This is a genomic window from Paenibacillus sp. NN59 (genome assembly GCF_057597225.1).
Genome location: NZ_CP199678.1, coordinates 964,178 through 990,022 on the forward strand (window position 1 = coordinate 964,178; position 25,845 = coordinate 990,022).

Below are 25,845 nucleotides of genomic sequence, written 5' to 3' on the forward strand. Positions count from 1 at the left end.
GTCTATAATTTGTCCCGTTGAGGAGAGCAAGTAACAATGATAATTTTAAATCAACCTTTGGAAAGCGCTTTCTAAAGAGTGTCTCTCAACATACTTCGCTGGAGGGGTCATGATGAAAAAGGATGTCAGAAAAAGATTAAGGCAACTCGTTCTACTCACGTTGATGTTTACGGTTGTGCTCGCCGGTTGTACACCAGGGGCTTCCAAACCGGAAGAGAAGACGGCAGACGGCAAAGAACTGAAGCAGTTTTCCGCATTTTTTGCTGTACCAGGCAAGCTCGCACCTGATGATAACCGCGTAATGAAGGCTATTGAGGAAAAAACAGGCGTGCGTGTCACGATGGATTGGCTCACAGGCCAGACCGCCAAAGAACGAATTGGAGTAATGATTGCAGGCGGAGAGTATCCGGATTTTATTGATGGCAGTGATGGTACACAGCAATTAGTATCTGCCGGTGCGCTTGTGCCACTCGAAGACTACATCGACAAATATCCGAATATCAAAAACTATCTCGGTGACAATTGGAAGAAAATGAAGAATTCAACGGATGGTCATATCTACTTCATTCCGCAATTCGGGAATTTACAAGGCGAGTCTATGAAAGTATCCCATGACGGGGAAGCGTTCTGGATTCAAAAAGCGGTGCTGGAGTGGGCGAATTATCCAACGATCAAAACGCTGGATCAGTACTTTGACTTGATCGAAAAGTACAAAGCAGCGAATCCAACGATTAACGGCCAGCCGACCATCGGATTCGAGATCATTTCTTACGACTGGCGTTACTTCGCCTTGGAGAACCCGCCGCTGTTCCTGGCCGGCTATCCGAATGAAGGAGCCGCAATTGTTGATAAGGCTACGTTAACAGCGAAAAACTACAATACGATTCCGGAAGCCAAGGCTTATTTTAAAAAGATCAATGAGGTCTACAATAAAGGGCTCGTCGACAATGAAACGTTCACAGCCAACTACGATCAGTACATTTCCAAAATTTCAACGGGACGCGTACTGGGAATGGTCGACCAGGGATGGCAGTTCCTCGACGCAGAGGCTTCTCTGGTCAAACAAAAGCTGTATGAAAGAACGTATGTACCACTGTCCATTACGTTGTCCGAAGATGTAAAAGGACGTTATCAGCATAAGCCGATTCTGAACGTCAACGGCGGACTAGCGATCACGAAGAGCTGTAAAGATGTTGAAGGAGCGCTTCAATACATTAACGACCTGCTTGATCCGGAGACGGAAGTTCTGAGAACGTGGGGACAGAAAGATGTAGATTATCAGGTGGATGACAAAGGTGTATTCTCCCGTAACGAGGAGCAACGTGCCAATTCGAAAGATCCGGACTGGGTACTTGCCAACACTGGAAGCCCGCTGGTATATTTCCCTCACCATGAAGGCATGACAGCAGACGGTAAAAACGCGATGGACCCGAAAGAACAGCCTGAAGAATACCTTGCTACATTGAATGACATTGATAAAAAAGTGCTCAAGGCCTACGGATACACCAAATTCACGGATTTCCTGGAGCCTGCAGAAGAGAACGAACCATGGTTCCCGATCTACACGTTCAATTTTGAACCGAATAAGCCAGAAACAATTGCCAGACAGAAGATGGACGATGTGAAACGCAAATGGTTGCCTAAAGTGATCATGACCTCACCAGCAGAGTTTGATCAGGCGTGGGAAGAATATCAATCCACACTGAAAGAAAGTGCGGATATCAAAGCCTATGAGGATGCACTGACCGAAGAGGTTCGCAGACGTGTAGAGCTATGGGGTTAAACAGGTGAAACAGATGCAAGTAGTAAGACAGGTTATACGATAAGAAGCAAGATAAGCAATACGATAAGCCTTACGAAAAGTACTACGGTAAGAGAAATATGACAAATAGCATGATAAGTGGTGTGAAGAGTAATACGAGAAGCGGTATCAGTAGGTAATAGCTAAGGTCAAGGCAGAGAGGCTATAGGACATCCTGTAGCCTTTCTTAATCCACACATAAACGTGTACCCATTGGACAGGAATGGATTCGAATCATCCGCTTCGGATGATATAGATAAAACTCGGAATCAAGGAGAGAGAAAAGCATGGCTAAAAAGGAGCTACAGTCCTCGGTCAACACCAGTCATATTCCTTCGGGGAAGAGCTGGATCGGGTATAACTTGTCCAGAATGAAAAGTCAGCGCCAATTGATGTGGATGTCATTCCCCTTCATTGCGTTTATTGCTATTTTTGCGTATGGGCCTTTATGGGGCTGGCTCATGGCTTTTCAAAACTATAGACCAGGCCTTGGTTTTATGGAGCAGGATTGGGCAGGACTGGATCATTTCCGAACGTTATTTACAGACCCGACTTTCTTGCGTGTCATTCGCAATACACTGGCGATGAGTCTGATCAGTCTGTTTCTTGGATTTGTCGGTTCAATTGGTCTGGCACTCTTGCTCAACGAACTAAGGCTGGTTTTATTTAAACGTGTCGTGCAGACCGTTTCTTATCTTCCGCACTTTCTATCGTGGATCATCGTGACAGGCATTGTTGCGAATGTATTGTCGACGGAAAACGGGATTGTGAATGTGCTGATGAGCAAGCTGGGGCTGATTGATGCGCCGATTAATTTCTTTGCCGAACCCAAATACTTCTGGGGCATCGTTGGTCTGTCGAGCATGTGGAAAGAGATTGGATGGGGCACGATTATCTATCTCGCATCCATGGCTTCCATTAATCCAAGTCTGTATGAGGCAGCATCCATTGATGGAGCAGGTCGTTTCCGTAAAATGTGGAATGTCACTCTGCCGAGCATCAAACCAACGATTATTATCCTGCTGATTATCAACGTCGGTAACGTACTGAATGCAGGCTTTGAGATTCAATATTTGCTGGGGAACGGACTGGTGCAGGATGTATCCGAGACGATTGATATCTTTGTTCTAAAATACGGGATTAATCTTGGAAACTACTCACTTGCCACCGCGGCAGGAATCTTCAAAAGTGTGGTCAGTCTGGTGCTCATCTTTATCGCCAACGGGATTGCCAAATCTCTTGGGGAAGAGCGGTTGATATGATAAGGGGGCAGCGCTGTGAATCGAATTAGCGGAAAACGAAGCCTGGGTGACTCAATTTTCTCTATCACCAACGGCATATTTATGTTGCTTGTTATGGTTGTTACGTTATATCCTTTTTTAAACACCATTGCCGTATCTTTCAATAACGGTCTGGATACGATTCGCGGGGGAATCTATCTCTGGCCGAGAGAGTGGACGCTGCAAAACTATGTTTCTGTGTTCCAAAATCCACATCTGACCCAAGCGGCATTTATTTCAGTTGCCAGAACGGTCATTGGAACCGTGGTACAGCTCTTCTGTACAGCCATGCTGGCTTATGTACTGAGCCGCAAGGAATACATGTTCAACAAGTTTGTAACGACACTCTTTGTGATTACGATGTATTTCAGCGGCGGCTTGATTCCTGGATACATGCTGATCAAACAAGTGGGGCTACTGAACAGCTTCTGGGTTTACATTATTCCCGGACTCATCGGGGTATTCAACATGATTGTCATCCGTACCTATATTCAGGGGTTATCCGAAGGGCTGATTGAATCGGCGAAAATGGATGGTGCAGGAGATTTCCGCATCTTTATGCGCATTGTGCTTCCGCTCTCTAAACCGGTGCTGGCTACGGTGGCTCTCTTTATTGCTGTAGGTCAGTGGAACTCCTGGTTTGACTCCATGCTCTATACGGCAGGTAACCGCAATTTGACCACCTTGCAATATGAACTGATGAAGCTGTTATCTTCGGCAACGTCACAAGGGGGAACGGTCAATGTGGATCAATACAAAAATGTGACGAATATGGTCACCCCCGTATCCATTCGGGCAGCCATCACTATTGTGACAGCCATGCCTATTGTCGTGCTTTATCCATTCTTGCAAAAATACTTTGTCACTGGACTCACCATTGGAGGGGTAAAAGAATGAACAATGTTAATCAAGGCGAGCAATGCACGTTTAACAATCCGATCATGCCAGGATTTTATCCAGATCCGTCTGTCTGCCGGGTAGGGGAAGATTTTTATCTGGTCACATCCACGTTTGCCTATTTTCCTGGCGTTCCGATCTTTCACAGCCGTGATCTGGTTCATTGGAAACAGATCGGCAATGTGCTGGATCGTGAGTCTCAGCTTAATCTGGAGGGCGCAGGGCATTCGCAAGGGATCTTTGCACCGACGCTTCGGCATCATGATGGACTCTTTTATATGATCACAACGAATGTATCTCATGGTGGGAACTTTGTTGTAACCGCTACCGATCCGGCTGGGCCATGGTCTGATCCTTATTTTATTGAAGGTGCGGAAGGTATCGATCCAACCATATTCTTCGATGAAGACGGCAAAGCATACTATTTAGGTACACGGCCTTGCTCGGAAGGCGTCCGTTACAACGGAAACTGGGAAGTGTGGCTTCGTGAACTGGATTTGGGTAGCATGAAGCTGGTCGGAGACAGCTATGTTCTGTGGCGTGGGGCGATGGTAGATGTGATTTGGCCGGAAGGACCGCATCTGTACAAAATGGGTGAGTATTATTACCTGATGATTGCCGAAGGTGGCACAGGTCTGAACCATGCGGTTACGATTGCACGTAGCAACAGTCTGACCGAAGGTTACGTCGGCAATCCGAATAATCCGATTATTACGCATCGTCATATGGGCAAGCATTATCCGGTTATTAATGTTGGACATGCTGACCTGGTACAGGCACCTAACGGTCAATGGTTCATGGTGATGCTGGCTTCCAGACCATATGGTGGGGCTTTCAGTAATCTTGGTCGTGAGACATTCATTGCTTCAGTGGAATGGGAAGATGGCTGGCCTGTCGTCAATCAAGGGCTGGGCAAACTGGAGGAGCAGGGGGTATTGAATCTGCCAGCAGTACCTGTGGAACCAGATCTGCGCTGTGAAAATTTTGACAATGATGAATTGGGCCTGCAGTGGATGTTCCTGCGTAATCCTCAGGAGAACCTGTACTCGTTGACTGAACGCAAAGGTTACCTGCGCTTGAAGCTGAAACCGCAAACATTGAAGGAACTTGAGAATTCCAGCTTTGTCTGTGTACGGCAGCGGCATATGGATTATGTTGCAGCGACTGCGATGGAATTTGTGCCGCAACATGAATATGAGACGGCGGGTCTGGTGGTTATCCAGAATGACCAGTATCACGTGCGAATCGAACGTGCATGTGAAGGCGAGCAGCAGGTGCTGCGGGTAATGACGTGGCTTGGTGGTGAGGAATCACAGGTTGGCCAAGTTGTGCTGGATGGAGAAACTCCGCGTGTTTACATTAAAATGGTGGCGCTAGGACAACAACTCAGCTTCTACTACAGCATCGATGGAAGTAAGTATCATCTGGTTGCAGGGCAAGTGGATACGACCAGCTTGAGCACGGAGGTGGCTGGTGGTTTTGTTGGGTGCTGTATCGGCATGTTTAGTAGCAGTAATGGTAAGTCTTCCGATCAGGTGGCGGACTTTGACTGGTTCGAATATGGTTCGTACTGATATGTAACGGCGAATAACAAAATATCAATCCAAGAAAGCTCAGTCCAGTAGCAGAGGCGCACAGGATTGAGCTTTTTTGATGTTCGTTGTGAACATATCTGGATGAGGATGCTACGTTTCCCCGCAGGTATTGACCCGGTTTACATCCAAAATTTCGTTCACGTCATGTGCTTCAAATTGATCAAGCAGAGCGTCTAAGCCATACTCCAGCTTGTGTTCAAGCTCCTCCGGATAAATTGGAAGGATCGCATAGAAGTGCACAGTTTGCCCACCCCCCATGTCCAGTGTGAGGAAATCCTCTTCAACCTCAAGTGGAGGCAACACGATTAAGGCGCACATATCTGTATTGTTGGAAAATGGCGTTGCCGGGTCGCCATTGGGTACTGTATGACCCCAACTCAGCCAGGTATCATAGTCATGTGGCAGTCGAGCCATCGTTTTCAACCATCGGATCGGCCAGTAATTATCGGATTCTTCTAATTCTTCTTCTAATAGAGGCCAATCCGGAGGTAAACATATCATCAGTTCTGCATACTCATAGTCCTCTGCATCTTCAGGCGTATTCATTGGCAAGGCACTCATACCTGTGGTATACAACGTATAATAATTACGTTCTGGTGTTGGACGAATGATATGGACATCGATATGAACTCTATCGGACACCAGCTCATGGAACACAGAGTCGGCTTCGCCAAGATATGTATCCGCGTGTTTCTCAATCCGCTGCAGCCATTCGGTTGTTGCATAAGAAGTAGATTGCCACTCGCGATCCAAATCTTTATGACGAATAATAGGAACGCCAGAAGGCGAATATTCAGATGAATTAGACATGTTTACTGCTCCTTTGCACCAAATAATGTATTCGCTTTTTCATCATATCATATCGTGTGAATGGAAGCCCTCACTTCGTTCTATGGTATGATAGGGTCAGGTTGATGAGTTCGATTGAAGGAGCAAAAGGGTATGAATCAGAACGTACAACAGTTCAAAGCCGATTTCTTCAAAGCACTGGCACATCCGATGCGAATTCGCATTCTGGAACTGCTGAGTGAAGGAGATAAAAGCGTCAATGAACTGCAAAGCATTCTTGGAACGGAAGGATCTGCGGTATCCCAGCAACTGGCTGTGTTGCGTAGCAAAAATGTAGTACAGGGCATGAAAGAAGGTACTACAGTCACCTACTCCCTTCGTGATCCGCTGATTAAGGAACTGCTTGCCGTTGCCAAGCAGATTTTTGATAACCATCTAGTCGATGCGATTTCGATGCTTGAGGATATGCGTAAAGACAGCTGACACAGGAAACAAGAGCAACCGGAAGTTAGCAGGGAGCTCTTGTTTTGATGTTTGCAAGATCAGGTAGCGGAAGCACAATTTTATAGGATTGTGATATTTGCGATTGACAGAGCATATATCAAGGAGTAGTGTTCACTTTATATTCAAATATTCAAATATATGAAGAAAAGAAGGTCATGGAGCATGAGAGGCATCGGGAGATATGCGGGGTATCGAATAGCTGATTTTCGCAAGGATCTGATATCGGGGCTGATTGTAGGTATTATTGCGATTCCTCTGGGTATGGCTTTTGCCATCGCCTCTGGAGTCAAGCCGGGATATGGATTGTATACCACCATTATTGCAGGTATTTTGATTTCACTGCTGGGCGGTTCAAAATTTCAGATCGGTGGGCCGACAGGGGCATTTATTCCAATTCTTTTTGCTATAGTCATGCAGTATGGTTATGAAAATTTGCTTATTGCTGGCATGATGGCTGGACTGATGCTCATTGTTATGGGGGTATTCAAACTCGGAGCATTAATTAAATTCATTCCAAGACCCGTGACGATTGGCTTTACAGCAGGCATCGCTGTTTTGATTTTTAGTGGACAGATCGTTAATGTGCTGGGACTTACGGGTGTCACGAAACATGAGGATTTCTACTCCAATATGAAAGAGATCGGGATGCACATCGGGACGATTAATATATACAGTTTGCTGACAGCGGGGGTGTGCCTGGCTGTTCTTCTGCTTGTGCCGAAGTTTGCACCCAAAGTGCCTGCTTCCCTGCTGGGTCTGATATGCTCGACCGTTGTTGCAGCCGTCTTCTTCAAAGATCAGGTGGCTACGATTGGCTCATCTTTCGGTACTATTCCTGGAACTTTACCTGGATTCCACTTGCCGGAGATCACATGGGAGCGTATCGTGAATCTGCTGCAACCTGCTTTTGTCATTGCTATGCTCGGTGGTATTGAATCGCTGTTGTCCGCTGTTGTCGCTGATGGTATGACGGGCAGCCGCCATAACAGCAACCGGGAACTGATTGGGCAGGGGATTGCCAACCTTGTCACACCATTGTTCGGTGGAATCCCGGCGACAGGAGCCATTGCTCGTACAGCAACAAATATTAAATCGGGTGCAGTGTCTCCATTATCGGGCGTAATTCATGGTGTTGTTGTTTTGCTTGTTCTGATTTTATTTGCACCGTATGCATCCCATATACCGCTTGCCAGTATGGCGCCGGTTCTGATGTTGGTAGCCTGGAATATGAGTGAACGAAAATCCTTTGCTTATGTACTGCGAACCAGAACGGGGGATTCGCTTGTACTGCTTTTGACCTTTCTTCTTACTGTATTCACGAGCCTTACGACTGCGGTGGAGGTGGGGTTGATTCTGGCGGTCATTCTATTTGTGAAACGAATGAGCGAGATGCTGAAAGTGGCCAAGGTACTGCCTGATCCGGATCATAAACATGAGAAGGTCATGGCTCACATGGTACGGGAGGGACATGATTGTCCACAGATCAGCCTGTACACGATCGAAGGGCCATTATTTTTTGGTGCAGCGGATATGTTTGAAAAATCGGTTATGGATTCACTTCCGGAGCGTCCAGGTATGCTCTTGTTACGCATGGGGAAAGTTCCTTTTATCGATACAACAGGAGAGGCTAACCTGGCTAGTTTAATCAAGCATTTTGAACGTACTGGCGGGATCGTACTATTGTCGGGACTTCAGGAGCAGCCGCTCGAAATGCTGAAACGAACAGGTTTGCTGGAACGATTAGATCCGGCCCATCGGTTTGAACATACGGGAGAAGCTATAACCTATGCATTAAGGCATCTGAACCAAGAGAAGTGTAAGGGATGCAAACATTTTGCGTTTCGGGAGTGTGCAGCTTTGTCTGGTTGTGGGTTGGATTCTAAGTCTGAGGAACATAAAAAGTGGAAAGTGATTACAGGGAAAACAGCTCTATAATAAGCGTTCCAATAAATCCCTGCATGGTATATATTAAGTATATTAACAAAATATCAGACAAGAAGGGACTTGACTATGTTTAATCATCCAACAGCTTTGCGTTCGGTGCTCAGTCCGGCATATCTGGAGTGGGCATTAAAGGCACATTATGATATCGGTACTTGGAAAGAATGTAGATTTTGGCTGCGAGGTTTGAATGATACTTACCGGGTACAGACAAGTACAGGAGTATATATCTTGCGTGTATATCGTACTGAGGTGGCGGAAGCAGATGTTCGTTATGAACTGAGTGTTCTGACTGCACTAAAAGAAGGTCTAAGTTCAAGTGAGTATACAGAGGTGGGAGACTTTATCCCAACGAAAGATCAGACCGGGTATACAATGCTGGATGCGGCTGAAGGAAAGCGGGCAGCTGTGATCTTTCACTATATTGAAGGGACAGAAAATAATCTGGAAGATGAGGATTCCTGCTACGCTTTTGGCCGTTCTGCTGCTGAACTGCACCAAGCTATGGATGGGATTAAGTTGGAACAGGAGCGAGAACTTGCTTCAGCATCAGTAACGGAGTTGGAGTCAGTAAATACAAGGTTTAAGCTGGATACGAAATTTCTCATCGATGAGCCACTGGAGCGAATCATTCGTTACATTGGAGAAAGTCATAAGGAAACAGCATTTTTGCAAACGTTTACCACCGTGTTAAAAGAAAAGATCTCTACCATCTCCAGTTCAGGTCTGGACTACGGCTTATGTCATGGCGATATGCATGGAAACAACAATGTGTTTGAGCAGCAAGAACGCTTCATCCATTATGATTTCGAATGGGCTGCTATGGGATGGCGTGCGTATGATCTGGCTCAAGTGAAAGTTCGGAAACGGCAGTCGGGTGATGCGGAGAAGAAGCAGCAGTTATGGGATGCGTTGATGAAAGGATATCGATCTGTTCGGAGCTTTACAGATGCAGATGAACAGGCGGTCGACTTGTTTATTATCGCTCGCAGGTTCTGGGTGATGGGTCTGGATGTGGCCTTTATTGATAGTGATATGGGCGCCCTGGATTATGGCGAAGATTGGTTGAATGACTTTATTGAGGAGTTTCGTGATACAGGTATTGTATAGGGAACTAATTCATATGAAATAAAAAGTAACTGTTCTTAAAAAACGATTATGCAGGTTTACTCGCATAATCGTTTTTTATTTACTTGTTGATGCTTAATATAATCAATTATTATAGCAATATTCAATTTTGCACTACCGATATCAACTATGATTGCGTGGAAGAGACAGCAGTCGCAGCAGCAGCAGCAGCTGCTGCCGACATGGCGGCTTGCTGAGCGACGATAATGTTAGTAATCGTTGTAGACATAGAAGAAGTGAGGATCTCATTCTGTAGACTCTCCACATGTTGAAGTGCAGTCAATGCAGATGAGAACAGCAGCAACTCCTGTTTGTTTATAGACCACGCCCCAAAACCATTTTGAGTTCTTAACCAGTCATATGTCTCAATAACCTGATCCACCAGCAAGTCGATCTCTGCTGGCAATAGCGCAAAGAGTGCGAGTGAAGGCAATGTGTACGTTTTATCCATCCGAAGATTCCTTGAACGGAAAGCCTCGCCTAAAGCCAGCAAACGTTCACTGACCTGAGATCCGCCATCCCCGATAACGAGAATGTGTGTTAAGGTCTGCACGCTGTTTTTCGCGGAAAAATGAGGTTTTAACTCCCGATAGAGCTGCTCCATATGCGCGACAGCAGTGTCCACATCCAGATTCGAGAGGGCTAACATCGCTGTGAAAATATAGTCATCATGTCCTGTGAGGAAGGGATGCTCTTGTTTCATACGGTCATAGAATGCTTTGGCACGTTCCACGGTATGCTGATATTGATCAGGCGGCACTTGAGCAGCGATCTGATAGGCAGCCATCACCAGGTAATCGGAGTTGCGGAACTTGATTTGTTTCATCAAGTCATGGACTTGAATCGTATGTTGCAGTCTTGTAAGTTGATCCGTTGTCAGAGAAAGCATAGCTGCAAAATGAAAGGAAGAAGGGCCCCTAAATGCAGAGAAACGTTTGGTGTGCTGCTTCATCAAGTCGTTGCTTTGTTGAATGGCTTCTGGATCTATACTTTTATTCTCCACTACATATAGCAACGCCGCCAAACGGCGCATGATGGGGTTCTGCCATTTGAATGGTTTCTTGAGCATCAGGGTGTTAGAAACGAATAATTCGGCTTTTTCCAGCAGTTTTGGTTGCATGTGCAACCCTCCTAATGATTAGTAATGTTTATTTCAACATAAGAAATATTAAATGAATCAGTGCAATGCATCCCATTGGATAGATCAACGATCTGGAAAACCTATTTTTAAATTCGTTCTGAGGATGCTTTTCGAAAAAGAAGTGTAACACGGTATGTATGATAAAAAATACATCTAGTACCCAGAATGTTATGGTCTGATAGGAACTGAAAAGAAGTGAGAAGATGATCGTATACAGTGGAAGATGAATCCATGTGAAATATGTATATGCTTTTTCTGCTTCCATATCTTTTAATACGATAAACAATTTCCATTCGGATCGTCGGATCGCATCCATTTCATGTAGTAGAAATAGGGAAAGATTAAACAGAAATAAGATCAATAACAAGCTTGGCATCTTTATCCTCCTCATTTAATTTTCATGGATCGGTTGGCAAAGGCATTAAAAATCATACGTGACTCACACTGGAAAAATTCCGGTAACATGAACAAAAGCGCTATTCACATCACAAAGAAATGATTAGATATTTGAGCAAATTTTGACATATGTACCTGTGAGTGCTTACTTCCTCATAATCCATATTGTATTTCTGCTTCACATCTCGTACAATTTGATGAAGTAATTCTGCATTGCGTTAATGTGAGCGGATTGAAATGGAATGATAATTGGAAGCTGTTTATGAGAAAAGGGGAGAATCACTTGGAATCAAAGGAACTATCGAGAGGGCTAAAACCCCGCCATGTTGAGCTGATTGCGCTCGGCGGTACGATTGGCGTGGGGTTGTTCATGGGATCGGCAAGCACGATCAAATGGGCAGGTCCGTCCGTATTACTGGCCTATTTACTTGCCGGGATTATTATCTTTTTTGTGATGCGTATTATGGGTGAGATGTTGATTCAGGAGCCGGTGACCGGTTCGTTTGCAACATTTGCTCACAAATATATCAGCCCGCTTGCCGGTTTCCTCACGGCCTGGAGCTATTGGTTCCTGTGGGTTACGGTGGGCATGGCGGAAGTTACGGCGATTGGAATTTACGTGGGATACTGGTTCCCGGATATTCCACAGTGGCTTCCAGCACTGGCAGGTGTTCTCATTATTGCGGCAGCCAATCTGGCAGCGGTCAAGTTCTACGGCGAATTCGAGTTCTGGTTTGCGATGATCAAGGTAACCGCCATTGTGGCGATGATTGTTATCGGAACAGGTCTTATTTTCTTCGGATGGGGTAATGGAGGACAACCGATCGGTTTGTCTAATCTGATTAGTCACGGAGGATTTTTCCCAGGAGGCATTAAAGGATTCCTGTTTGCACTATGTATCGTAACGGCTGCTTATCAGGGCGTTGAAATGGTCGGAATTACGGCTGGAGAAGCAGAAAATCCGAAACATACACTGCGCAAAGCGATCAAAAATATTGTGTGGCGTATTCTCATTTTCTACGTAGGTGCGATATTTGTGATCGTTACGTTGTATCCGTGGAACGAGGTAGGAGAGACCGGAAGTCCATTCGTGCTCACCTTTGCCAAAGTCGGCATTGTTGCAGCGGCAGGAATTATTAACTTCGTGGTCCTGACAGCAGCGATGTCGGGATGTAACAGCGGGATCTACAGCGCAGGACGGATGCTATACACACTGGCAGAGAACGGACAAGCACCTGCTTTTTTCAAAAAGCTGTCCAAAGGTGGGGTTCCCCGCAACAGTATCGTGGTAACCATCTCGCTTCTTCTGATCGGGGTTGTACTTAACTATCTGATGCCAGATTCGAAGCTGTTCCTGTACATTTACAGCGCAAGCGTGTTGCCAGGAATGGTGCCTTGGTTTGCACTGGCGTTCAGTCAGTTCAGATTCAGAAAGCGTTGGGGGCAGGACCTTGCCGAGCATAACTTCAAGTCGAAATGGTTCCCCATCAGCAATTACATTATTATTGTGTATCTTATTCTGGTCATTATCGGTATGGCCTTTAACCCAGATACACGTCTGCCGCTGATTGTGGGTGCAACGTTTATGGCGATTGTAGTGGTTGGCTATTACGTATTTGGCATCGGCGGGCGTCAGTCCAAAGCTAACGATTCCAAATAAAAGGCAACAATGATGACGCACTTCTTGAACATACCCTGTGACTCGCAAAGAGTCCGTATGTTGAAGGAGTGTTTTTTTTCAGTTTAAATACCGGGCAACTCGGTTACAAAGGAAAGAGTGAACCTTTACACAGATGAAATTCACAACACATATATTTGAACCGAGGAGGAACCAAACATGGCTACGCAAAATCAGCATTCGATTCAAGATCCAACGACACAATATCCGAAGGCAACGAAAGAGTGGAAGCAACAGCAGGATGAGCCGGGATTGCAGCGTGAGATGACTCCTGTTCCAGATTGCGGTGAAAAAACGTATAAAGGAAGCGGGCGTCTCACTGGTCGTAAAGCGGTCGTTACCGGTGCAGATAGCGGGATTGGTCGAGCGGTGGCAATCGCCTATGCACGTGAAGGTGCGGACGTTGTACTTTCCTATCTGCCGGAAGAGGAAGCAGATGCCAAGGAAGTGGTGCAACTGATTGAGGAAGCTGGCCGAAGAGCTATTGCCATTCCAGGCGATTTGAAGGATGAGAAATACTGTGAACAGTTGATTGAAACGGCAGTCAAAGAACTCGGTGGCCTTGATATTCTTGCTAATGTGGCGGGGAAGCAGCAGTTTGTCGAGCAGATTGCAGACCTGACGACAGAACAATTCGATGCGACGTTCAAAACAAATGTCTATTCCATGTTCTGGCTCAACAAAGCAGCAATTAAACATATGAAAGCAGGCGGTTCGATTATCAACACTTCGTCGATTCAGGCGTATAAACCGTCTCCGATTTTGCTGGATTATGCAACAACAAAAGCTTCGATCAATACGTTCAGCAAAGCGCTCGCACAGCAGGTAGGGAGCAAAGGTATTCGCGTGAATGTTGTCGCGCCAGGTCCAGTTTGGACACCGCTACAGATTGTTGGTGGACAACCTGTAGAGAAACTGGCTGAATTCGGAAACAACACACCGCTAGGCCGGGCAGGGCAGCCTGCCGAGATGGCTCCAGCATACGTATTCCTGGCGAGTCAGGAATCCAGTTATGTGAGCGGAGAGACATTGAATGCCAATGGTGGTACGGTTAGTCCGTAATAGGGTGAACGCTATATATGATATAGTGATAACTTCGTTATTTGAATTGGATGTCAATCCATTCGATGAAGATTTCAAATAAACAGGCCAAGGCAGAGTCCCTCTGCTTTGGCCTGTTTGACTATGTATAATTCTTAACCCGGTACCAATACGAATAGGCGTCGGTATATCCCAATTTTGCATATAGTCGCCGTGCCGCCGCATTGCCCTCGACCACTTGCAGATAGCTTGAAGTAGCACCATGGCTTTTTCCCCAATGCAACAAATGCAAAATCATCTGCTCCGCCAGACCGCGGTTACGGTAGTCCGGATCTGTAATGATGTCATGCAGTCCAATGAATCCACGTTCAACCACACCTAGCCCACAGGCCACTATACAGCCGTCAACAGACAGTGTGATGAATCCCGTCATTGCGCGGACATTGAATAACATCTGTGTCATGGTTGCCCGAAACTCTTCACTGACCGCATTTAAACGGCAAAAATGATCTAACCATTCCTCCGTTAACTGTTCATTGATATGCGCCTCCAAATGTTCAGGAACTTTCAGATCCTTCAGATCTCGAAGTTGTACAAGCGTTTTATCTACAACGAAATAACCTTTATCTTGTAAAAGTTGATCCAATTGTTCAGGTTGAATGAACGGCGTAATTTTAAAAATGGTATTTAATTGGTTCGAACTGTAGATATTCTCACATGTCTTGATCTTTTCATGCACATCCAGAGTAGAAGGGTAGAGCGGTTGAACGGAGTTGGCGCGTTTGGAATATCCTTCGGCAAAACGTAGCACCCAACCGTCATACAATGAGGTTGATAAAGGTTGCCAGTGGTTGAGCGTTAGTTCTTCAATCAGACGAAGTTTGTTTTCTGTTGCATACATGTGGCTTATCCTCCTCACATAGGATATAGACGATATAACATCGAATTAAATAATAATACATAATAATGTATAAAAATTCAATATAGATTGTTCGGATGTTATTCCTCTGAATGGTATAATCGATAAAGAGATCAATTTGTGGAATGGAGTACAAATAAACATGATTAACATAGAGATTCAGGGACACATGATTACATGTCATATCGAATTCGGTAAACGAAAAAAAGCCTCGATCACCATGGAACTGCCCTACATGGTCACCATTAAGGCTCCGAATGGCACGAGTGAGGAAGTGATCCGGCAACTGGTTATGCAACATGGAACTGAGATTGTACAAAAATCAGCTCGCATGCAGCAAGTCCTGGATGGTCCCCAAGCTAAGGAATATGAGAATGAGGGTAAGGGGGCATTTTTGCTCTTTGGCAAAGCCCATGCCTTGCATCAATTAATTCCGGTGGAGGGGTTAACAGAAGAAGAACTGCGTGCGAATTTGAAAAAGTTTTATTTTGCAGAATGCAAACGCATGATTGGGCAGCGAATTATACGTTATCAGCAGGAACTGAAGGTGAAGCCGAAGTCTATTGATATCGTAGATTCTCCTACGAAATGGGGGAGCTGTAGCTGGGACAAAAAGTTGACGTTTAATTACCGCCTTGCCATGGCGCCACCAGAGGTCATTGATTACGTTATCATCCATGAGCTGTGCCATATTCATCATATGAATCATGATCGCTCGTTCTGGCGGCGGGTAGGTAGTATTATGCCGGATTACAAGGACAAAGAAGATTATCTGATGCGTAATGGAAGGGCCATGACGTTGTAGTATAAAGACACTCAGACGAGTGTCCTTTTTTGTTAGAATCTTTTCAACTTCAGCAGAAGAATATGGTCTGATGTAGTACAATAGAGCCAATATTACTCGCCGCGAACGACACTGAAACAAACGTGGTGGAAGGAGCACAAGATGGATCAAAACGGACAGCACTCGGAACTAGTGAATGAATATATTGCTGCATTTCCAGCGGATGTGCAACTAAAATTACAGAGGTTACGGCAGATCATTCGGGAAGCGGCTCCGCTCGCTGAAGAAAAGATTAGTTACAAAATGCCTACATATGCGCAGCATGGGAATCTGGTTCATTTTGCCGCATACACAAAACATATCGGGTTCTATCCTGCACCCAGTGGTATTCTGGCCTTCAAGGAACAACTCTCCAGGTTTAAGGGCGCGAAGGGTTCCGTTCAGTTCCCACTTGATGAGCCATTGCCGGAGGAACTAATTCGCCAGATTGTTGAATTCAGAGTGAAGGAGAATGTGGACGTTTTCTACTCAAAATAATAGGTAACATCAGAGTTGCCGGCCGCAGGGATCAGATACATAAAGTAGGGACTCACCTGTAGGTAGATGTTCAGATCAGACACACCGAGACTGCGAACCGTTAGATTGAAACGGCCATCTGCACCCACTGTGACGGTTTCCGTACGGATATGTTTTTCTTCTGGTGACGGTCCATGAATCTGAAAGGAGAACGTTTGACCCGCATATGCTGTAAGTGTTCCTCGTACGTTCAAGGTGCGCTCCGCTGTATATTCGAATTGTACATGACGATCATCAAGAATTACCTCATTACCGGTATCCGGTTCTTCAGGCTGTGTTCCGGGATCTTGGGGCTGCGTTCCAGGATTCTCTGGATCGGTCACAGGTTCCTCTGCGGAGGGACTAACCGTGAAAAATTGAGTTTGATAAACGATGTCTGCGTTGGAACCATCTTTTTTCTTCAATCCGGTAATTCGAACGGTAAACGTATCTCCATCCTTCAATGCGTTTAAGTTATCCGGACGGAAGATGATAGCATAGCTATATCCATATCCATCGGTATTGACGTTGAAAAACGCTTTGGCAGGATCACTGCTGGCAGGAGTTTTCCCACCGAAATTCCAGGTTTTCTGATCCGACGTTCGTGTAAGTTCTACCTGAACCTCCGAATCTGAAGGTTTTGCAAACACATCCGGGTTCAACTGTGCAGACCAGGCCTGCGACACATTGAAAGCTTCAATCGGAAACGCACCTTTGTTTGGATACAGGTTGTAATTGTAGCGCAGCTTTCCTGCCCGACTGGTATCCATCACCTGCATGGTGCTAAAATGACTTGCATAATTTTTGTTGTCCCGGGATGCAATTCCGAAGCCGACTTTTTTCAACTGCGGACTCAGAATCCAGCGACGGTGACCTAGTGCGCCAATGTTACTTGCGTCGGAGTCGTCCATATACGCTTCCACACTTTTAACAGCCAGATTGCCGGCAGCGCCATAGGAAGCATATAAATTGGAACTGGAGGCTGATTTGGCACCCAAGTCAAAAAAATCTTTTGGCATATCGGCAGGTCGAGCCGGAAAATGGCTTAGAGGACCGGTAGAGACAAGAACTGCACCGTGTTGAGCCTGAACGTTAAGCGTAGCATCCAGCACAAGATCGCCTTCCAGTCCCGAAAGGAAACGATAGAAGTTGGCCGCATTTAGTGCCTGTTGCAGAGACGATTCACTTAATACGCCAGCAACATAAGGTGCTGTGGTGGAAGGGGTTTGGATATATGTAGCGGGTTGATCCTTGTTCGACATCCATTGCGTCCATTTTTGATTAATTTCTTGCTGACTTCGCTCAGGCAACAAGCTGTCGACGGGGGCAGCTAAGGTCTGCTGTGCACCGAGTAGTACGAACATTAGACCAGCTAGAGGAAGCGTAAGCAGTGTGCGAATAACCTTTTTCCGAATAAACATCTTCTAATCTCCTTCTACTTCTAAAATGTAAATAATATACTTTCATTGTGTTTTATCGACAGTAGAGGATGTATTAGTTAGTTGATTCTAATAAAATGAACCTTTTGTACCATTAGATGAAGTTATGCGTAAATGAACAGTTGATTCCATGAAAAAAGCACCTCTCGAAACGTACAAGCCGGATAACGATCTCCCATGCTTGCTTGTTCGTAAGGTGCTGTTTCAGTTTAACCGGAACCCGAAGTCTAATGCTGGTTTAACGATGCTGTTCTTAACGTTCTTAATTCTCAGTGTATTCGTTAATGGCCATTTTTCCTTCTTCTACACGAATAAAGTAGGAGTAATCTTCTTTTACATTCAAGTACAGGTTAAGATGTTTGGTGTTTTGTTCATTTACCTTGACCGTTAGTTTGAAGCTTCCGTCTGCATCCAGCGTTACGTTTTCGGTCTGAATAGGCAGTACCTCTGGTGCTGGTCCGTTGATATCAATCGGAATGGTGTGACCGGCATAGGCTTTAAACGTACCTCGCAAAGTCAAGGTGTGATCAACCGTATATTCGGCCTGAACTGTACCATCCGGGAGGTTCCCTTGTTTCTCATTGTCGCCTGTTGCTGTGACTTGTTCAGGTCTACCCCAAGGCTGAAATCCTTTTCCCTTCAAGTTCCTCAGAAATACAACAGCTTCTGCGCGTGTAAATAATTCCTTGCCAGCATAACCTTCGACTGTAGCTGATGTTTTGCCAGAGGAGTATCCCATGTTCAGCAAATACTGAATATTGTCCTCATCTTTAACATAGTTTCTACCGCCAAGACTGGCTACAATAATAGCAACCTCTGTTCTATTCAGCGCATGATTGCGTAGCTTGGGGTTTCGAATGCTGGCCTCTAGAGGAAGATTGAGTCTGGATGCATAGGTATAGTAACGATCACTCCAGTTCGCACCCGGAGCATCGGTCTTATCCATATACCGCAGGTATTTGGAGTTGGCATACATATTAAACAGCATGGAAAGAAACTCGGCTTCGCTCACCTGAGCATTGGGCCTGAAGGTGTCGTTTTCATACCCGGTAACCATATTTTGCTGAATAGCCCACAGTATATCATCTTTAGCCCAGTGAGCCTGAATATCTGTATAATGGAGCATTTTTTTGACTATGACCGTGACAACCGTTTCTTTCCCGGCAAAACGGATTCGTAAATCGGTTTTACCGACCTTTGTTCCGACAATTTTGCCATTCTGGATCGCGATCTTATCCGAAGATGTTGTGTAGGTCAGGTTGGAAAATGGAGAGTATAACGTTCCATCCCCAAGAATCGCTGTTACGGAGGGGGGGTCTACAGTGTCTCCTACTCGCAAAGTTAGATTTGATTTTGCAGGTGTAATCTTGGTTAAAGTCGGATCCTGCCCGCCGTCTACATGGAAGAAACGTGTCGTATAGGAGATTTCAGCGGGAGAGCCGTCTTTCTTTTGCAGACCTGTAATATGTACTTGGAAGGTATCACCGTTTTTCAACAACTGCACATCGTCAGGACGAAAAATAATAGCGCTGTTATCGCCGAAATTGGATGTCTCGACATTAAAATAGGCCTGCTCAAACCAGCGTTTGTTTGAGGGGTCTACATTGTAGTATTCGAAAGGGAAAGGGAATTCCGTGTTCTCTTGCTGGTTAAACGTCCATTTCCGCTGATCAGAGGTTCGGATCATTTCGACGTGAACCTTTTCCAATTCAGGTTTTGCGAACACGTCATTATTTAATTGAACGGACCAGGCTTGAAGTGCGCCGAAGGCTTCAATGGGAAAGTCGCCTTGGTTGGGAAACAGGCTGTAGTTATACGGTGTCACCTGAGTTCTGCTTTTGTCAAAAACCTGCATGGCACTATAATAACGAGTTTGTTCTTCCTCTTGATGGGCAGCCAGTCCAAATCCGATTCGTTGTAACTTCGGGCTTAAAATCCAGCGGCGATGACCTACCCGATCAATATTGGATGCATGCGAGTCATTCATGTAGCCCTTGATGCTTCCAGCCAGTACATTGAATTTGTCATTGCTGGTGACATGCAGGTTAGATGAGGAAGCTGAGGTATAGCCTTTATCAAAAAAATCCTTCGGCATATCTGCCGGTTGTTCAGGGGAATGGCTAAGCTGCCCTCCGGTGGAGACAACAACAGCTCCGTGCTGGGCTTGCATATTCAAAGCCGGATCGAGTAACAGGTCTCCAGACATGCCTGCGATAAAGCGATAGAAGTTGGCAGCATTCAGACCTTGCTCCAGATATCTCTCATTGAGCAGTCCGGCAGAATAAGGGAAAACGGTGGAAGGTGTTTCGGTAAACATAGGGAGTGTTTGATCAACCCTCATCCACTCATTCCACTTTTGGTCGATTTCTTGCTGACTACGCTCGGGAAGCAAGCTATCGATCTGTTCTGCATGAGCGGTCTGCGTTCCGCCCAGAAGCAATAACAGGCCAGCGAGTGAAAGTGTAAGCAGGGAACTGATTTTCATTTTTGTACCCATCATAATTATGTGAAACTCCTCTCATCTTCAGTACACACCCAAAGGGATACGCAAATGTAACTTTATATATATGTTATCGTCTGTTTCGTTGATTTTGCTTAGGGTGAATCCAGAATGAAAGGATTAAAAAAAGAACACAGGCTATCCTTAGATGCAGGATAACGTATGCTCCTCTTTCATATCGCTCATATCCAACTCGTTCATTCCAGATTTAAGTCGAAATCCGGCTGACACATATAATCAATGGGATATAGGTCATCTCGTGCTGATATCAATGCGCGGAAGTGAAGATACAGATTATTCGGTTGCTCCACAACGCCACCTGCTCGAAAAGGGACAAGCTCAGCCACAACGAAGACATCTTCTGCATTCGTACAGCGGAAAATAACATTGTTCGGATTAATAACCTCTTCCATATAACTGTAGGTCATCACATGAAAGGACTGGCCGCGCCATTTCGTCTGAATGACCCGGTACGACTGGGTTCGAATCAGATCGATGTAACGTTCCAATGGGAAGGTATGCTCAAACTGTGTAATATAACCTTTTTGATCCACATCGATCGTAAATTCAACATCATAGCTTTCGTGGAACTTTTCCTGATATGTACCTTTCATAATCTTCATCATATCAAAGTGTGATCCAAATTCCGGATCGGTCACATAGGGAATAGAAATCAGTCCAGAATCAACATACTGTGAAATTTGACTTGTCGTGGATGGGGGCTGGTTATGCTTGGTTGGTCTCAGATCAATGGAACCGATCATACTTCCGGGAAAACCGGGGCTGCAGCTTATTCGCATAGTCATCTCCTTCGAGTTATATTCTTGTATTTAAGACGTAGATGCAGGAGGAAAGTTTCACCAATATGTTTCAGGGTCTAAAGCTTTATCCTTAATTCCAACTCTCCCATTTGTGCAGTCCTCTACAATCGTGCTACTCTCTAAATAGAAAAACGTTGGGGTCAGAATGTAATATTAAACGACGTATAACATGGATTAGGGGGCTTTTGATGTTATCCACTAAAGTCATTGAACATTGCCGCGTAAAAGGCTGGTGGCATGAAGATGTGCCAGCTGAATATGAGGAAGCATTGCGTAAGCTGGACATGGATCTGAACTCGGATTTTGCACAATTCTACCTTCATGCAGAGGATGGACCGACATTCTATAGTCGGCATCAGGAGCTCTACCAGATCTGCTGGGTGATCGAGAATACCGTATATCTGCAGGATATGCATATATCGCAACTTACACTGGGGTTACCAGAGGCATATATTCCGCTGGACAGCTTTGAAGGGGAAGGTGGATTTTTCTATAATCGCCAGACCGGCGAGGTTGTGCTGGTTGAACTGGGGGAGTCCATCGAACGTTTCCTGAATGGAGAGAGCAAGCCGCAATGGGCGGATTTCAATGCCTTTCTGGAGTGGTATTTCGGTTTGGCGGAAGTGACCACACTGTAACAGTAAAAGGGTACTCCCGTGGCTATGAAGGCCAAGGCAGTACCCTTTTGCATGTTCCAATTTGATGAACGATATTTTACTTAGAGCTGGTGAATGGACCTTCTACGTTGTTCTTCGCGTAAGGGAAAAACTCATCGACGAGATCTTGAGGTGAGATCGACACGAAGACATGATCCAGATCGGTCTTTTTCGCAAAATCTATAATGTCACCCGGATAATACCTTGGATCAATCAGATACACATCCGAGACAACCGTCGAGAGAAAAGAAATCATAGGTACGGCGAGGGAGTCCTTTATAAACATGACCTTGAGTCCGTTTGGATTGTCTTTATTCGTCACATGTACGATTCCCTGATTGCCATACAGATACGTAAAGTATTTGTCCGCTGTCAGGTCGTAGGGAGCACCCTTCACATTCAGGGGATATGTCGTAAGCAACGCATCCTCAAATCGACCATTTAAGGTAGCTTCCGTCTCACCTGTTTTAAAATAAAAAGAATAGTTGGTTTTGAATTTAGGATAAATCAGGTCAAAATCATCATCACCGGCGTACAATTTCCCGGTTTTGCGGCCTTGTGAGCCGATAAAGAAATCCTTATAAGGGATTACATTGTAGTTATTCATGTCTGTAAAATAATGCTCGGGATCGAGCGGCTTATGGTACAGCCCGTCCAGATGTTGAACCAGCTGGCCGAAGGCCCAGAAGGACGTTTTGATTTTCCAGTGATGATCGGTTGTGAAAAACAAATCCTTCGCCGGTATGCCACTCTCCAATAATCCTTCGCGCAGATCCAGCGTGTCGATTCCGCTCTGCTTCAGATGATCCAGAAAACCATCGGCCGTTTCGTTATTGTAGTTATAAGGGATGCCTTCCGGAAATGTTGTATAGCCACGTACATATTTATCAGGTGTCATGACATACGTAAGCTTGGTTTTTGACCCCAATTGTGCCCCTAGCTCGGCAACCCGATCAGAAAGTTCTTTCGTATCCGTTGGTCCCGTGGCGAAATACGTATAGTGAAGCTTACCCTCCGTATCTTTGACGACCTCGAAATTGTTCTCTTCGTTCTTCCACATGAGTGACTGCAAGTATCCGTAGGCTTCCACGAATCCAAACTTTTCAAAAACGTGCTCATTAATATCTGCATCCAGTTCGTTGATGATACCTTTGGCATTGGAGAAGCGGTAGTCCGCTGACGCCAGTGTTTTTTTCAAAGGCTCGAAAGAATGAATCATATTCAAGATCGAGAACGTGGCGAGCGCAAGAATGAAGAGGAAGGCGGTCATTCTCTTTTTGGCAAAAAAGTTATGCATATGAAATCCTTCTCTCAGAAATTAAAATATATGAACGGGTTGTATGTTCCTTTGACCAAGTAGGATACACACACAAGGAACAGAGCAATAATGGTCACCGGGTAAAGCAGTTCAAGCGGTTTACCGAAGCGTACACCATCCACCATCCATTTGTTCATCCGTAAGGCAAGTGGAGTGGAGAACAGAATGCCTAGAATGAAGAAAAGGGCATATTCCTTCATGAACATCCAGGTCGTATCACTCCAGAACCCGTTACCATACAGTCCGAACATATTGCCAAGGTAGTTGCCAGCCTGTAACAAGTCCGGTGAACGGAAAATCACCCATCCAATAACTACGATAAACATGGCATAGAAATGTCGGAACGGAGCATACCGTGTGCTCTTATCCAGGTTGAATATTTTCTCGAGTGCAATGAACGCGAAGTTGATTAGACCCCAGATGACAAATGTCCATTCTGCCCCGTGCCAGATGCCCGTCAGTCCCCAGACAATCAGCAGATTGCGGATCATTTTATCCTTGTTGCTAACGCGTGATCCTCCCAGCGGGAAGTAGACATATTCCTTGAACCAGGTGCCGAGCGAGATGTGCCAGCGGCGCCAAAATTCGGTGATGGAGCGTGAGATATACGGGTACCGGAAGTTTTCTTCAAACTTGAAACCAAACATAAGCGCGAGTCCAATCGCCATATCCGAATAACCCGAGAAGTCGAAATAAATCTGCAATGTATAGGCAATCGCTCCCAGCCAAGCCAGACTTGAAGCGATATCGCCTGTTCCGCCCATGCTGAATGCATGATCGGCCACAATGGCCATGCTGTTAGATAACAGCACTTTTTTACTCAAACCCACAATAAACCGGCAACAGCCGACCGCGAACTTGTCCCAGCTTTCCTTCCGATGCATCATCTGATCCGCAATCATGTTGTAACGCAGAATGGGCCCAGCTACAAGCTGAGGGAAGAAGGAAATATAGAGGGCGACATAAAACGGATTTTTCTGCACATTTCCATGTCCGCGGTACACGTCAATGACGTAGGAGATCGCATGGAAGGTGAAAAAGGAAATGCCGAGCGGCAACGCAATATGCGGAATGCTGAAGCCAAAGCCTGTACTTTCATTGACAATGCGCAGGGCAAACGCCAGGTATTTATAAACAAACAGCATACCCAGATTGGCAACTAGCATCACGGTGATAACGGTATAAGCGGCAGTGCGCCGATCCCGGTACTTGTCCACGAGCAGTGCGAAAACGTAATTCAGTGCGATGGAGACCAGCATAACCAGCACAAAGCGTGGTTCACCCCATGCGTAGAAGAACAGACTTGCCACAAGCAACAACATATTTTTCAGCGTCACAGAAAACCGCAATATATAATACAGCCCCAGCACAAGCGGCAAGAAATAAAATAAGAAGACTACACTGGAAAAGAGCACTGCCTTTCCTCCTTGATGATGTTAATGATGAAATAAAAAAGCTACATTTTAAATATCCGTTTGGACCTGCGATGATTCATCGAACGTTGCTTCCCCGCTTGTGAGCCGTGCTGAAGTTTGCGCCACAGCCAATATGGAATAACCACCGCGAGTCCAATCAGAAGAAGGCCGATTCGGATCATCCATTCCATCCATGGTTGTAACCATACGGTAGAAGGTTCAAGTATTTTGGAAACCTGGCCTGGCGAGGGGATGAAACGAGGTGTTCCATCCGCTTCCTTCATCTGCATCGCCGTGGAACGATCAAGTTTAACGGTATAATCGAGATTCCACTTTTGATCCACCAGCGCACGAATAGTCACCACCTCGGCTTTTGCGGCGTCCGTTCCAATGGTTAGTAGGCCACCCGTTGTGATTGTTACGCCCTGTACAGGATGAGCAAGCTGGAAATTCACTTCTACTTCTGGCGTTTCCAAAGCTTTCGATGCTGTCGCCTGCAGGCCACTAACGGTATACGTTGCAACCGATTCACCGGCCACCGGTTTCACGACTCGTTCATCACCTTTGATCATTACAGAAGATAATTGGTTTTCTGCAACAGCTTCTTTCCTAGGTACCAGTTTGATATTTCCAACGCGGTAATTCAGCTGTGCGTTCTCAGTCGTGGTCATTGTGATGCCCCAGCTCAGTATTTTCTCTGGTGTGACACGGCCAACCGTAGCTGCATGATTTCGAACCATGAGGCTGGAAAAGGGAACACGAACCTCCCCCTCGTACCCGGGCTCCAGTCTTATCAACCCATCTACGGGATGAACCAGCTTCGGTTCTTTGGTTGCTTTGGGAATGAGGATGACATTGCGTTGATCCGCTACTGTTAGTGCCGATTGATCCGTTCGTGTGATGACAACGTTTAGCGGCAGCGTCTGATCGGAATCACTGCGAATCGAGAACCTTAACTCGCTATAGCCCGACCAATCTCTGTTTTGCAGCTCATATACATAGGCGGAGTAATAGCCTTTTTGTAGCCCCTGTGTCGAGGTGTTAATCTGTAAACTGCCGTTACGATTCAGCTTGGACTGCACTTTGGCTCCATTATTCCATACCTTTATAGAACTCTCGCTCCACTGCATCTGATCCGGCTGAGCCGAAGCAGTAGCAGTGATGAGGGATAAACCTGATAAACTTGCGAGGATTGCGACAAGCAGCCATTGCTGCCATTTCGTGCTCATGCTTTCTATGCCTCCATG

General features: G+C 45.6%; 22 protein-coding genes. 12 read left to right on the forward strand and 10 right to left on the reverse strand.

Annotated elements, in window-relative coordinates; genetic code table 11:
- Window positions 1–109: 109 nt before the first annotated feature.
- The 4 genes from ACT89M_RS04265 (at window position 110) to ACT89M_RS04280 (ending at window position 5,552) form a co-directional block, all read left to right on the forward strand.
- Window positions 110–1,783 (forward strand): extracellular solute-binding protein, encoded by a 1,674-nt coding sequence (locus ACT89M_RS04265; RefSeq protein WP_308723286.1) that lies wholly within the window; start codon window positions 110–112, stop codon window positions 1,781–1,783.
- Between the two features lie 305 nt (window positions 1,784–2,088).
- A complete protein-coding gene (locus ACT89M_RS04270; protein ID WP_308723285.1) occupies window positions 2,089–3,063 on the forward strand; it encodes an ABC transporter permease in 975 nt (324 codons plus the stop codon).
- A gap of 15 nt (window positions 3,064–3,078) precedes the next feature.
- Window positions 3,079–3,978 (forward strand): carbohydrate ABC transporter permease, encoded by a 900-nt coding sequence (locus tag ACT89M_RS04275; protein ID WP_186375587.1) that lies wholly within the window; start codon window positions 3,079–3,081, stop codon window positions 3,976–3,978.
- Window positions 3,975–5,552: a glycoside hydrolase family 43 protein gene (locus ACT89M_RS04280; RefSeq protein WP_154891671.1), complete on the forward strand. Its 1,578-nt coding sequence runs from the start codon at window positions 3,975–3,977 to the stop codon at window positions 5,550–5,552. The genes ACT89M_RS04275 and ACT89M_RS04280 overlap by 4 nt, the downstream gene beginning before the upstream one ends.
- 111 nt (window positions 5,553–5,663) lie before the next feature.
- Here the strand turns inward: ACT89M_RS04280 and ACT89M_RS04285 are convergent, their stop codons facing one another.
- Window positions 5,664–6,383 (reverse strand): suppressor of fused domain protein, encoded by a 720-nt coding sequence (locus tag ACT89M_RS04285; protein ID WP_154891672.1) that lies wholly within the window; start codon window positions 6,381–6,383, stop codon window positions 5,664–5,666.
- 132 nt (window positions 6,384–6,515) lie between these two features.
- On the opposite strand from ACT89M_RS04285, the gene ACT89M_RS04290 reads away from it, so the two are divergent.
- From ACT89M_RS04290 to ACT89M_RS04300, 3 genes are all read left to right on the forward strand, one after another.
- Window positions 6,516–6,845 carry an ArsR/SmtB family transcription factor gene (locus ACT89M_RS04290; protein WP_154891673.1) on the forward strand — a complete coding sequence of 110 codons (330 nt, stop codon included), beginning with the start codon at window positions 6,516–6,518 and terminating at the stop codon, window positions 6,843–6,845.
- Window positions 6,846–7,028: 183 nt separating this feature from the next.
- The gene (locus ACT89M_RS04295; protein WP_308723284.1) at window positions 7,029–8,801 is read left to right on the forward strand and encodes a SulP family inorganic anion transporter; all 1,773 of its coding nucleotides are present in this window, start codon (window positions 7,029–7,031) and stop codon (window positions 8,799–8,801) included.
- A gap of 75 nt (window positions 8,802–8,876) precedes the next feature.
- Entirely contained in the window at window positions 8,877–9,917 is a 1,041-nt protein-coding gene (locus ACT89M_RS04300; protein ID WP_154891675.1) for a phosphotransferase, read from the forward strand.
- Between the two features lie 145 nt (window positions 9,918–10,062).
- Here ACT89M_RS04300 and ACT89M_RS04305 read toward each other — a convergent pair whose 3' ends face one another.
- Together ACT89M_RS04305 and ACT89M_RS04310 are read right to left on the reverse strand one after the other, a co-directional pair.
- Entirely contained in the window at window positions 10,063–11,055 is a 993-nt protein-coding gene (locus ACT89M_RS04305) for a DUF4003 family protein (protein ID WP_154891676.1), read from the reverse strand.
- 28 nt (window positions 11,056–11,083) lie between these two features.
- Window positions 11,084–11,467 (reverse strand): DUF6713 family protein, encoded by a 384-nt coding sequence (locus ACT89M_RS04310; protein WP_318294980.1) that lies wholly within the window; start codon window positions 11,465–11,467, stop codon window positions 11,084–11,086.
- Between the two features lie 288 nt (window positions 11,468–11,755).
- Between ACT89M_RS04310 and ACT89M_RS04315 the strand changes: the two genes are divergently transcribed.
- Both ACT89M_RS04315 and ACT89M_RS04320 read left to right on the forward strand, forming a co-directional pair.
- Entirely contained in the window at window positions 11,756–13,132 is a 1,377-nt protein-coding gene (locus ACT89M_RS04315; protein ID WP_154891678.1) for an amino acid permease, read from the forward strand.
- Window positions 13,133–13,309: 177 nt separating this feature from the next.
- A complete protein-coding gene (locus ACT89M_RS04320) occupies window positions 13,310–14,212 on the forward strand; it encodes an SDR family oxidoreductase (protein ID WP_090923140.1) in 903 nt (300 codons plus the stop codon).
- A gap of 121 nt (window positions 14,213–14,333) precedes the next feature.
- On the opposite strand, the gene ACT89M_RS04325 is transcribed toward ACT89M_RS04320, so the two are convergent.
- The gene (locus ACT89M_RS04325) at window positions 14,334–15,092 is read right to left on the reverse strand and encodes a GNAT family N-acetyltransferase (RefSeq protein WP_154891679.1); all 759 of its coding nucleotides are present in this window, start codon (window positions 15,090–15,092) and stop codon (window positions 14,334–14,336) included.
- Between the two features lie 163 nt (window positions 15,093–15,255).
- On the opposite strand from ACT89M_RS04325, the gene ACT89M_RS04330 reads away from it, so the two are divergent.
- On the forward strand, window positions 15,256–15,915 hold the full coding sequence (locus ACT89M_RS04330) for a M48 family metallopeptidase (RefSeq protein WP_373323306.1): 660 nt from the start codon (window positions 15,256–15,258) through the stop codon (window positions 15,913–15,915).
- A gap of 141 nt (window positions 15,916–16,056) precedes the next feature.
- Window positions 16,057–16,431 (forward strand): iron chaperone, encoded by a 375-nt coding sequence (locus ACT89M_RS04335; RefSeq protein ID WP_308723283.1) that lies wholly within the window; start codon window positions 16,057–16,059, stop codon window positions 16,429–16,431.
- On the opposite strand, the gene ACT89M_RS04340 is transcribed toward ACT89M_RS04335, so the two are convergent.
- From ACT89M_RS04340 to ACT89M_RS04350, 3 genes are all read right to left on the reverse strand, one after another.
- Window positions 16,419–17,870, reverse strand: coding sequence for a CAP domain-containing protein (locus ACT89M_RS04340; protein ID WP_308723282.1), 1,452 nt, complete (start codon window positions 17,868–17,870; stop codon window positions 16,419–16,421). The two genes, ACT89M_RS04335 and ACT89M_RS04340, sit on opposite strands and share 13 nt — an antisense overlap.
- Window positions 17,871–18,150: 280 nt before the next feature.
- Window positions 18,151–20,388 (reverse strand): S-layer homology domain-containing protein, encoded by a 2,238-nt coding sequence (locus tag ACT89M_RS04345; protein ID WP_308723281.1) that lies wholly within the window; start codon window positions 20,386–20,388, stop codon window positions 18,151–18,153.
- 197 nt (window positions 20,389–20,585) lie between these two features.
- A complete protein-coding gene (locus tag ACT89M_RS04350; protein ID WP_154891685.1) occupies window positions 20,586–21,188 on the reverse strand; it encodes a hypothetical protein in 603 nt (200 codons plus the stop codon).
- A gap of 209 nt (window positions 21,189–21,397) precedes the next feature.
- Between ACT89M_RS04350 and ACT89M_RS04355 the strand changes: the two genes are divergently transcribed.
- Window positions 21,398–21,847, forward strand: a complete 450-nt coding sequence (locus ACT89M_RS04355) for a hypothetical protein (RefSeq protein ID WP_253497173.1) — start codon at window positions 21,398–21,400, stop codon at window positions 21,845–21,847.
- A gap of 76 nt (window positions 21,848–21,923) precedes the next feature.
- On the opposite strand, the gene ACT89M_RS04360 is transcribed toward ACT89M_RS04355, so the two are convergent.
- From ACT89M_RS04360 to ACT89M_RS04370, 3 genes are read right to left on the reverse strand one after another with little or no spacing between them, the layout of a single operon-like run.
- The gene (locus ACT89M_RS04360) at window positions 21,924–23,162 is read right to left on the reverse strand and encodes an alginate O-acetyltransferase AlgX-related protein (RefSeq protein ID WP_154985233.1); all 1,239 of its coding nucleotides are present in this window, start codon (window positions 23,160–23,162) and stop codon (window positions 21,924–21,926) included.
- 14 nt (window positions 23,163–23,176) lie between these two features.
- Window positions 23,177–24,598, reverse strand: a complete 1,422-nt coding sequence (locus ACT89M_RS04365; protein ID WP_154891688.1) for an MBOAT family O-acyltransferase — start codon at window positions 24,596–24,598, stop codon at window positions 23,177–23,179.
- A gap of 41 nt (window positions 24,599–24,639) precedes the next feature.
- Window positions 24,640–25,827 (reverse strand): carbohydrate binding domain-containing protein, encoded by a 1,188-nt coding sequence (locus ACT89M_RS04370; protein WP_308723280.1) that lies wholly within the window; start codon window positions 25,825–25,827, stop codon window positions 24,640–24,642.
- Window positions 25,828–25,845: the final 18 nt, after the last annotated feature.

What these genes read in the sequence shown, in the direction of transcription:
- ACT89M_RS04285 (WP_154891672.1), bottom strand. Translation starts at nt 6,383, where the DNA reads ATGTCTAATTCATCTGAATATTCGCCTTCTGGCGTTCCTATTATTCGT.
- ACT89M_RS04340 (WP_308723282.1), bottom strand. Translation starts at nt 17,870, where the DNA reads ATGTTTATTCGGAAAAAGGTTATTCGCACACTGCTTACGCTTCCTCTA.
- ACT89M_RS04265 (WP_308723286.1), top strand. Translation starts at nt 110, where the DNA reads ATGATGAAAAAGGATGTCAGAAAAAGATTAAGGCAACTCGTTCTACTC.
- ACT89M_RS04295 (WP_308723284.1), top strand. Translation starts at nt 7,029, where the DNA reads ATGAGAGGCATCGGGAGATATGCGGGGTATCGAATAGCTGATTTTCGC.
- ACT89M_RS04290 (WP_154891673.1), top strand. Translation starts at nt 6,516, where the DNA reads ATGAATCAGAACGTACAACAGTTCAAAGCCGATTTCTTCAAAGCACTG.
- ACT89M_RS04280 (WP_154891671.1), top strand. Translation starts at nt 3,975, where the DNA reads ATGAACAATGTTAATCAAGGCGAGCAATGCACGTTTAACAATCCGATC.
- ACT89M_RS04305 (WP_154891676.1), bottom strand. Translation starts at nt 11,055, where the DNA reads ATGCAACCAAAACTGCTGGAAAAAGCCGAATTATTCGTTTCTAACACC.
- ACT89M_RS04320 (WP_090923140.1), top strand. Translation starts at nt 13,310, where the DNA reads ATGGCTACGCAAAATCAGCATTCGATTCAAGATCCAACGACACAATAT.
- ACT89M_RS04270 (WP_308723285.1), top strand. Translation starts at nt 2,089, where the DNA reads ATGGCTAAAAAGGAGCTACAGTCCTCGGTCAACACCAGTCATATTCCT.
- ACT89M_RS04370 (WP_308723280.1), bottom strand. Translation starts at nt 25,827, where the DNA reads ATGAGCACGAAATGGCAGCAATGGCTGCTTGTCGCAATCCTCGCAAGT.
- ACT89M_RS04345 (WP_308723281.1), bottom strand. Translation starts at nt 20,388, where the DNA reads ATGATGGGTACAAAAATGAAAATCAGTTCCCTGCTTACACTTTCACTC.
- ACT89M_RS04335 (WP_308723283.1), top strand. Translation starts at nt 16,057, where the DNA reads ATGGATCAAAACGGACAGCACTCGGAACTAGTGAATGAATATATTGCT.
- ACT89M_RS04360 (WP_154985233.1), bottom strand. Translation starts at nt 23,162, where the DNA reads ATGCATAACTTTTTTGCCAAAAAGAGAATGACCGCCTTCCTCTTCATT.
- ACT89M_RS04355 (WP_253497173.1), top strand. Translation starts at nt 21,398, where the DNA reads ATGTTATCCACTAAAGTCATTGAACATTGCCGCGTAAAAGGCTGGTGG.
- ACT89M_RS04300 (WP_154891675.1), top strand. Translation starts at nt 8,877, where the DNA reads ATGTTTAATCATCCAACAGCTTTGCGTTCGGTGCTCAGTCCGGCATAT.
- ACT89M_RS04350 (WP_154891685.1), bottom strand. Translation starts at nt 21,188, where the DNA reads ATGCGAATAAGCTGCAGCCCCGGTTTTCCCGGAAGTATGATCGGTTCC.
- ACT89M_RS04310 (WP_318294980.1), bottom strand. Translation starts at nt 11,467, where the DNA reads ATGAGGAGGATAAAGATGCCAAGCTTGTTATTGATCTTATTTCTGTTT.
- ACT89M_RS04325 (WP_154891679.1), bottom strand. Translation starts at nt 15,092, where the DNA reads ATGTATGCAACAGAAAACAAACTTCGTCTGATTGAAGAACTAACGCTC.